Annotated in this window: 9 protein-coding genes; 3 read left to right on the top strand and 6 right to left on the bottom strand. The window is 64.1% G+C overall.

Going from position 1 to position 7,929, the window contains the following annotated elements; translation table 11 throughout:
• The 3 genes from E5W70_RS29330 to E5W70_RS29320 all read right to left on the bottom strand — a co-directional run.
• A partial coding sequence (locus E5W70_RS29330) for a glutamate-cysteine ligase family protein (RefSeq protein WP_292664782.1) occupies positions 1–853 on the bottom strand: 853 nt, incomplete at its 3' end.
• A gap of 186 nt (positions 854–1,039) precedes the next feature.
• On the bottom strand, positions 1,040–1,774 hold the full coding sequence (locus E5W70_RS29325) for a 16S rRNA (uracil(1498)-N(3))-methyltransferase (protein WP_292664784.1): 735 nt from the start codon (positions 1,772–1,774) through the stop codon (positions 1,040–1,042).
• A gap of 32 nt (positions 1,775–1,806) precedes the next feature.
• The gene (locus E5W70_RS29320; protein WP_292664781.1) at positions 1,807–2,469 is read right to left on the bottom strand and encodes a hypothetical protein; all 663 of its coding nucleotides are present in this window, start codon (positions 2,467–2,469) and stop codon (positions 1,807–1,809) included.
• A 74-nt stretch (positions 2,470–2,543) separates the two neighbouring features.
• Here E5W70_RS29320 and E5W70_RS29315 point away from each other — a divergent pair, with 74 nt between their 5' ends.
• Both E5W70_RS29315 and E5W70_RS29310 read left to right on the top strand, forming a co-directional pair.
• Positions 2,544–3,242: a type 1 glutamine amidotransferase gene (locus tag E5W70_RS29315; RefSeq protein WP_292664780.1), complete on the top strand. Its 699-nt coding sequence runs from the start codon at positions 2,544–2,546 to the stop codon at positions 3,240–3,242.
• Positions 3,243–3,529: 287 nt separating this feature from the next.
• Positions 3,530–3,670: a hypothetical protein gene (locus E5W70_RS29310; RefSeq protein ID WP_292664785.1), complete on the top strand. Its 141-nt coding sequence runs from the start codon at positions 3,530–3,532 to the stop codon at positions 3,668–3,670.
• A 97-nt stretch (positions 3,671–3,767) separates the two neighbouring features.
• Here E5W70_RS29310 and E5W70_RS29305 read toward each other — a convergent pair whose 3' ends face one another.
• The 3 genes from E5W70_RS29305 to E5W70_RS29295 are packed head-to-tail and all read right to left on the bottom strand — an operon-like array spanning position 3,768 to position 6,568.
• The gene (locus E5W70_RS29305) at positions 3,768–4,535 is read right to left on the bottom strand and encodes a metallophosphoesterase (RefSeq protein ID WP_292664783.1); all 768 of its coding nucleotides are present in this window, start codon (positions 4,533–4,535) and stop codon (positions 3,768–3,770) included.
• Between the two features lie 38 nt (positions 4,536–4,573).
• Entirely contained in the window at positions 4,574–5,710 is a 1,137-nt protein-coding gene (locus E5W70_RS29300; RefSeq protein WP_292664779.1) for an alpha-hydroxy acid oxidase, read from the bottom strand.
• A gap of 54 nt (positions 5,711–5,764) precedes the next feature.
• A complete protein-coding gene (locus E5W70_RS29295; RefSeq protein ID WP_292664778.1) occupies positions 5,765–6,568 on the bottom strand; it encodes an FCD domain-containing protein in 804 nt (267 codons plus the stop codon).
• A gap of 312 nt (positions 6,569–6,880) precedes the next feature.
• Between E5W70_RS29295 and E5W70_RS29290 the strand changes: the two genes are divergently transcribed.
• Positions 6,881–7,929: DUF3422 family protein (locus E5W70_RS29290; protein ID WP_292664777.1), on the top strand; the 1,049-nt coding region annotated here is incomplete at its 3' end.

The following is a 7,929-nucleotide window of genomic DNA, read 5'->3' as shown; positions in this document are numbered from 1 at the left end:
TGCGGCGGCGCTTGACGCCGCCGAGGCGCTGACCTCGAGCTGGAGCTACGACGAAATACATCGGCACGTCGAGCGCCCATTCGACATAATCGGCAAAGCCGAAATCGGACGAGAAGCAGAAATCGAGCAGGCCGGAGCGCTGATTGTCGGTGTCGCGCCAGATCTCGCCGCGCCAGCTCTGCAAGCCGTTCGGCCGGCTTTCGGTGAAGGGCGAGTTGGCAAACAGCGCCGTCGATAGTGGCTGCAGCTTCAGCGACACCTGCATCTTGCGGCGCATGTCGGCCTCGCTCTCGAAGTCGAGGTTCACCTGGATCGTGCAGGTCCGGTACATCATGTCGAGGCCCTTCGTGCCGACCTTGGGCATGTAGCGGGTCATGATCTCGTAGCGCGATTTCGGCATCTTCGGCGTCTCGGCCAGCGACCATTTCGGGCTGCCGCCAAGGCCGAGAAAACGAATGCCCATCGGTTCGGCGATCTCGCGCACCTGCGCCAGATGCGCATTGCCTTCGCGGCAGGTCTGGTGGATCGTCTCCAGCGGCGCGCCGGACAGCTCGAACTGGCCGCCTGGCTCCAGCGAGATCGCGCCCTGGCCGGTCGGCTCGACAAGGCCGATGATGCGACCGGCATCCATGATCGGGTCCCAGCCGAGTTTGTCCTGCATGCCTTCGAGGATGGCGCGGATGCCGCGCTCGCCGCCATAGGGCACCGGCGCATTGCCGTCGACATAGAACGGGAATTTCTCGTGCTCGGTGCCGATCCGCCATTTGTCGCGCGGCTTGTTGCCTTCGGCCAGGTGCTCGACGAGTTCGTCGACGCCTTCGATCGGCCGGAAATCGGTAGTATCGCGCGCCATAATAGCCCTCCGCACATGACCCCGAAAATCGGCTTCGATTTTCGGAAAGGATCATGTGCCCAATCAATATGCTACAGCGTCCTTTGCGCGCCCGAAAGGACGCGCGGCCACCGCCGGCGCTAGATGGACGAAATGTCAGTAGCCGATCAAGCGAAAAATCCTGAGCCAGAGGGTAACCGGAATTGATCACCAATCGCCGATTGTCGCCTGGATCAGCGCCATTGCCGCCACCGCCGCCGTATCCGCCCGCAGGATGCGCGGCCCGAGCGGAATGGCGGTAACGAAGGGCAGGGCTCTCAGCATCCTGCGCTCCTCGTCGGAAAAGCCGCCCTCCGGTCCGACCAGCAGACCGAGCTTGTTCTCCCGCACCGCCTGCAATGCCGGCAGGGGATTGTTGGTCGATGCGTCCTCGTCGCAGAAGATCAGCCGCCGCTCTCGGTCCCAGTTGCTGAGCAGGCGCTCGAATTTTTCCGCTTCGAGCAGCTCCGGCACCGCCAATATGCCGCATTGCTCGGCCGCCTCGACGACATTGGCGCGCAGGCGCTCGATGCCTAGTCTTGTCACTTGCGTATGCTGGGTGATGACCGGCTGCAGGATGCCGGCGCCCATCTCCACCGCCTTTTGCACGAGGTAGTCGAGCCGCCCCTGCTTCAGCGGCGCGAAGCAATAGACGAGATCGGGCACCGGCGGCTGCGGGCGCTGCAGCTCCATCACCTTCAGGCGTACAGCTTTCTTCGATTTCGCGGCGATTGCCGCCGACCATTCGCCGTCGCGGCCGTTGAACACCAGAAGCTCGGCGCCTTCGCCGAGCCGCAGCACATGCGAGAGATAATGGCTCTGCTGCGGGCCGACGTCGAACTCGATGTCCGGTCCAAGCTCGTCCGGCACGAACAGCCGCTGCATCTTGTAATTGGCGCGCATCGCCGAGGAATGCGGCAAGGTCACCCTCGGCGTCAAGCCTCGGCGGAAGGATGCCAGACAGGCTCGTAGCCTTTCTGCAGCACCGAAACAGTTGTCGCTGGCGTGAGCAGGCCGAGCGGGCGGTGGGCAAAGCTATCGAACCCCACCGGTTCGCCATAACCGCCGAAACTCCAGGGCAGCGCGGCGCCGTCAAACAGGGCGTACGCCCTGTTTCCTGACGAGATCATCGTGCCGTCCGGCAAGTCCGCAAGCGCCTCCGGTTCCAGTCCCGGCGCCCGGCCGCCCGATGCCAGGCGCTCCTTGTGCAGGCGCTTGTCGAGCTGCGGCGCGCGTGGCTCGGCAATGCCGAAGGCGTCGCCGAAGCGCTGGACAAAATCCCTGGCCCGCTCGCGCCGGCAGAAGAAGCAGGGCCGGTGCCCGGCGGCAAGTGCCGTCACCTCGTCGAGGAAAAACAGCTCGGTCCAGCCGGCCTTGCCGCCCAATTGGTCGTCGCTTTGCCGGTTGCGCCCCATCGGCTTGCGCCGCACGTCGCGGAATTCGCAGACGCAGATGATCCAGGCTTGCAGCGCCCAGCGCTTCTTCAACAGCGTTCTCGTCTCGGCGTCGTGAATGATGCCGCGATTGCCCATGAACAGGCCGCGCTCCGGCACAGCATGGATGGCGCCGAACGGATCGACCCGGTTTTGCAGTGGCATAGGCGTTCCTTGTTGGCTGCGATGCTGGCGCCATGATATCGCTCGCTGCATCTATTTCATGTCAGCAGGTTTCGATGCGGGTCTTGGTCGTCCAGAACTTCGACAATGAGGGCCTTGGCCAGATCGGCGCGGCGCTTGTCGAGGCCGGCGCCGATATCGACCTGCGCCGGCCCTATCGCGGCGACGCGCTGCCGCAAGATAGCGGCGGGCATGACGCCATGGTGGTGCTCGGCGGCGCCCAGAATGCACTGGACGACGAGCTCTGTCCTTATTTTCCGGGTCTGCTCGATCTGACGCGCGACTTTGGCGAGAGGGATCGCTCGGTGCTCGGCATCTGCCTTGGCAGCCAGTTGGTAGCGCGCGCCTTTGGCGGCGAGAACCAGATAGGCGGTGCCTCGGAATTCGGCTGGCAGGAGGTCGCGCTTACCGCGGCAGCGCAGGCCGATCCGGTGCTCGCCGCCTTGCCCGAAAAATTCCCGATCTTCCAATGGCACGACGACACCTTTGTCTTGCCCGACAGGGCCGTGCGGCTGGCTGGCAACGCCGTCGCCGCGAACCAGGCGTTCCGCATCGGCCGCGCCGTCTATGGCTTCCAGTTCCATTTCGAGGCCGACCGGCCGATGGTTCGCGACTGGAGCACCTCCTTCGCGCCGCTGATCGCCGAGCGGCATCCTGAATGGGCGGGCCGGCTCGACGATGAAATGGCCCGCAACGGACCGCAAGCCGATGCCGCCGGCCTGGCCATCGCCCGCGCCTGGGTGGCGACGATCTGACGTCTCATACAGTCAGCGTATTAGGCGACGTTGCATATTTGGCACGCGGCGGCAAATCCTCCGGGGATAACGCGTTTCATCCTTGGCCTGTGTCTGTCGGCCAGCCTAAAAGGCGCCCGCTCTGCATCTTGCGTGCAACCGCGATGAACCTTTCCTGTGACCCGCGCGACACACCGCCGATACAGAACATGCCTAGAAGCGCGAAACCGTCAGACATTTGCGACGTGTTTTGCGTTTCAACGCATTGGTAACCCGCTCGTGTCTAGATGCAGGAAGCTCAACAAGAGATGACGTCCGTGAAAGCAGCCTTTTTGTCCTTTGTCATGTTGTCGGCTATCGTCTTGTGCGGCCTCGGCATTTATTCCGCCGACGCGGCCAACGACCACAATGCTGTCGACGGCTACGGCGTCACCGCAGCGCTTCGCTAGCCTTCGTCGTCCAGGGCGCAGCGAACGCGGAGCGGAGCGCAGACCCTGGGATCTCTGCCGTGACTTTCAAGCGTCGCGGCCTCGGCTGAATATCAAACTAAGCCCGCTCACCCGTGACTGTCAGGATATGCTTGTCGGCGCCGTCCACCACGAGCGCTGTGAGGTTGCCCGATTGCCAGGCGAGTGTGTCGACATTGACGCGGTTGCCGGTGATCTCGGCCTTGGGCACCGGCGTATGGCCGTGGACCACGATCTTGGGATGAAGACCGGTGTGATCGTGGAAGACCTCGCGGATCCAGATCAGGTCCTGCAGGCTCTGGCTTTCCAGCGCAACGCCGGGCCGGATGCCGGCATGGCAGAAGAAGAAGTCGCCGAACGTCACTGAAAAGGGCAGCGAGCGCAGAAACTCGACATGGTTCTGCGGCACCGCCTCGACCAGTGCGGCGTGCCCTTGCCGAACCGTCTCCGCTTTGCCGAACCAGTAGGCGTTCGCGGTCAGCGACACGCCATAGGACAGCGCCGTCTGGACACCGCCATAGCGCATGAACAGCCCGTCCGGGTCGGGGACGTCGAGAAAATCGAGGAAGCCGAGATCATGATTTCCGGCCAGCATCAGGTGACGCGGATCGCGTCTTTGCGCGTCGATCAGGAAATCGATGACGCCCCTGGAGTCTGGGCCCCGGTCGACATAGTCGCCGAGATGGATCACGCGCCAATCGGTCGACGGCCTTTGACTGAGCTCCGCCTCGATCCGCCGGTGCATGGCGGTCAGCAAATCGAGCCGGCCGTGCACGTCGCCGATCGCGTAAAGGCGCATGCCTTGCGGTCCGCGCGCCTCGTAGAAACTGATGCCGGGCTCCGTCAATGCCTGCGTCGCCTCCGCGATCATGCCGTCACGGGACTTTAGCGCCGAAGCTGATCCTTGCCCATGTCGGTGACCAGACGCTTTCCGCACAGTGCCAGCGTTATGTCCATCTCCTTGCGGATGATTTCCAGTGTCTTGGTAACCCCTTCCTTGCCGAGTGCGCCGAGGCCGTACAGGAAAGGCCGGCCGATATAGGTGCCCTTGGCGCCGAGGCACAGCGCCTTGAGCACGTCCTGGCCGGAGCGGATGCCGCCGTCCATATGCACCTCGATCGTGTCGCCGACGGCATCGGCAATCTCTTCGAGTGCCATGATCGATGACGAGGCGCCGTCGAGCTGGCGGCCGCCATGGTTGGATACGATGATCGCGTCGGCGCCCGTTCTGGCCGCCATCAGCGCATCTTCCTTGTCGAGAATGCCTTTCAGGATCAGCTTGCCGCCCCAGCGCTCCTTGATCCAGGCGACGTCCTTCCACGACAGATGCGGATCGAACTGCTCCTTCGTCCACGACGACAGCGAGGCGAGGTCGCCGACGCCCTTTGCATGGCCGACGATGTTGCGGAAGCTCCGGCGCTTTGTCCCGGCCATGCCGACGCACCAGCGCGGCCTTGTTGCCATCTGCCAGAGGTGCTTCGGCGTCATCCGCGGCGGCGCCGAAAGCCCGTTGCGGATATCCTTGTGGCGCTGGCCGAGGATCTGCAGGTCGAGCGTCAGCACCAGCGCCGAACATTTCGCCGCTTTAGCCCGGTCGATCAAATCGAACACGAAATCCTTGTCGCGCAGCACATAGAGCTGGAACCAGAACGGCTTCCTGGTCACCGACGCGACATCCTCGATCGAGCAGATGCTCATTGTCGACAGCGTGAACGGCACGCCGAATTCTTCCGCCGCCTGGGCCGCCAGCATCTCGCCGTCCGGGTGCTGCATGCCGGTCATGCCGGTCGGCGCCAGCGCCACCGGCATCGTCACCTTCTCGCCGATCATGGTCGATTCCAACGAGCGGTTGTCCATGTCGACAAGCACGCGCTGGCGGAACTTGATCTTCTGGAAATCCTCTTCGTTGGCGCGGTAGGTGCTTTCGGTCCAGGCGCCGGAATCGGCGTAGTCGAAGAACATCTTCGGCACGCGGCGGCGCGCCAGGTCCTTGAGGTCGGCGATGGTGAGAATGCTGCTCATGGATCCTTTTCCGCTGGTTCTTCGCTGGTTCGTCGTTGAATTTCTGGCCGATGCCTACGGCTGTTTTCTTGCCGCCTCGCCGTCACCGGGCTCGGTGCGCTGCCTGAGCCTCAGCCGCGACACGCGCTGCCAGTCGCCGCTGCGCTCGGCCTCGGCCATCGACCGTTCGACAAAGGAGATGTGGTCCATCGCCGCCTGCCGCGCCGCGGCCGGATCGCCGGCCTTGACCGCCGTGTAGATTGCCCGGTGCTGCGAAAGCAGCGCCTCGCGCGCGCCCGGCACGCTGAACACCAGCCGCCGGTTCTGGAACACGCCTTCCGACAGCAGCCGATAACAGGAGCGCAGCGTGTGCAGCAGGATGATGTTGTGCGCGCATTCGCAGATCGCGTGGTGGAACTCGACGTCGATTTCCGCCTCGTCGTCGAAATTGCCGGTCCGGTGCGTCTCGTCCATGCGTGCCATGATGCGGTCGAGCAGCGCCAGATCGTCCGATGTGGCGCGCCGCGCCGCATATTCCGCCGCCACCGCCTCGATCTCGCGGCGGTACTCCAGATAATCGGTCACCGCCTTGCGATGCATAGAGATCAGGTCGGTCACCGGCTTGGTGAACAGCTGGCCGATGACGTCGGCGACATGGGTGCCGCCGCCTGGCCGTGTCGTCAACAGCCCGCGCCCTTCCAACGCCTTCAAGGCATCGCGCAGGATAGGCCGCGACACCTCGAACTGGCGCGCCAGCTCGCGCTCGCCCGGCAGCCGGTCGCCGGTGCGCAGGACGCCTTCGAGGATCAGGCTCTCGATCTGCTGCACCACCTCGTCGGCGGTGCGCGAATGCTCGATCCGGAAGAAAATGTCGCTCAAACGGGATGCCTGGGAGTTGAACCGATGTCGCGCAAGATAAAGCCAGCGTCGCCAACTGGTCAAATTATTTATCCAATTTGCCCGCGCCGGGTCGGTTTCACAGCCGCGGCTTCATATCAGCTTGAGCTAAACTGCCGTTTGCGTCCTCTCGAGATTGCCTCTAGAGCAATTCCAGGAAAAGTGTGAAACGGTTTTCCGTCCGGAATTGCACAGAATCAAAGAGATAGAGCGGTTCGGCGTTTCCTTGAAACGATAAACCTCTCTAGAGGGACATCATTGCCAAAGGGCTCAGAGAAGCCCGGGGGACCAGCCGTGCCTGACGCCGACCCGTCCAACCTCGAATTCCAGCTGCGCGCCAAAGCAGTGGGCGGCAGCGTCATGGGTTTTCCGGCGCATGAAGGTCGCCCCGGCGCGCTCGGCGAGGTCCACGCCCGGCCGCAGCCGCTGGTCGAAAAGCCGCGCGTGCTGGTGCAACTTTCCTTCATGACCGAAGCTGGATCCGGCGTCGATCAGGCCGTGCTTTCCGAATTGTCGCGACGTCTCGGCATCGCCGCGCCCGACCCTCACGCCCGCCACCACGCGATGAAATGGGGCAAAGGCTCGCTGCGCTGGGAACGGCACACGGAGTTCTCGACCTATCTCTGGGAAGGGCCGCTCGCCGAAAACGGCAGGGGGCAAGAAGACACACCCTTCGGCAACGGGTTTTCGCCGCCGGGCACGGTGATTTCCGGCATCAGGCTGGAAATCCGCAAATGGACGCCGGCGAACGAAAAACTGATCGCCGGCTTCGACCCGACCAGCCTGTGCTACTCGCTGGTCGAGCGCGGCAACGCGGCCATCGTCACCGATTTCCGTCAGGATGGCGACGGCTTGACCCGCATGCTGGTGCTCGACCGCGGGCTGACGCCGGCGCGCACCGGGGCACTGTCGCAGCGCCTGATCGATATCGAAACTTACCGCACGCTGGCCATGCTCGGCCTGCCGCTGGCGCTGACGCTTTCGGGGCGTGCTCGCCGCATCGAGGACAGGCTGGCCCTGACCACGCTGGAGATGAAGGTCGCCGAGACCCGGGACAGCCAGACGCTACTTGCCGACTTGACCGAACTGGCCGCCGAGCTGGAGGCCGATGCCGCCTCCAGCCTCTACCGCTTCGGCGCCAGCCGCGCCTATGACGGCATCGTCCGCGAACGGCTGGAGGCGCTCGAGGAAGAGGCGGTGCCCGGCTACGACACCTGGGGTGGTTTTCTCCAGCGCCGCGTGGCGCCGGCGATGCGTACCTGCCGTTCGGTCGAGGAGCGTCAGGCCAACCTGTCGACGAAGCTCACCCGTGCCACCACGCTGCTGCGCACCTGGGTCGACGT

It is taken from the genome of Mesorhizobium sp. (assembly GCF_005063415.1).
In the GTDB taxonomy this organism is placed as follows: Bacteria; Pseudomonadota; Alphaproteobacteria; order Rhizobiales; family Rhizobiaceae; genus Mesorhizobium.
Note: the sequence above shows the minus strand (reverse complement) of the source record. Positions and strands in the feature narration are given on the sequence as shown.

Coding starts and splice junctions, on each gene's coding strand:
- E5W70_RS29320 (WP_292664781.1), bottom strand. CDS start 2,469: ATGCCACTGCAAAACCGGGTCGATCCGTTCGGCGCCATCCATGCTGTG.
- E5W70_RS29310 (WP_292664785.1), top strand. CDS start 3,530: ATGACGTCCGTGAAAGCAGCCTTTTTGTCCTTTGTCATGTTGTCGGCT.
- E5W70_RS29325 (WP_292664784.1), bottom strand. CDS start 1,774: ATGCGCGCCAATTACAAGATGCAGCGGCTGTTCGTGCCGGACGAGCTT.
- E5W70_RS29300 (WP_292664779.1), bottom strand. CDS start 5,710: ATGAGCAGCATTCTCACCATCGCCGACCTCAAGGACCTGGCGCGCCGC.
- E5W70_RS29315 (WP_292664780.1), top strand. CDS start 2,544: ATGCGGGTCTTGGTCGTCCAGAACTTCGACAATGAGGGCCTTGGCCAG.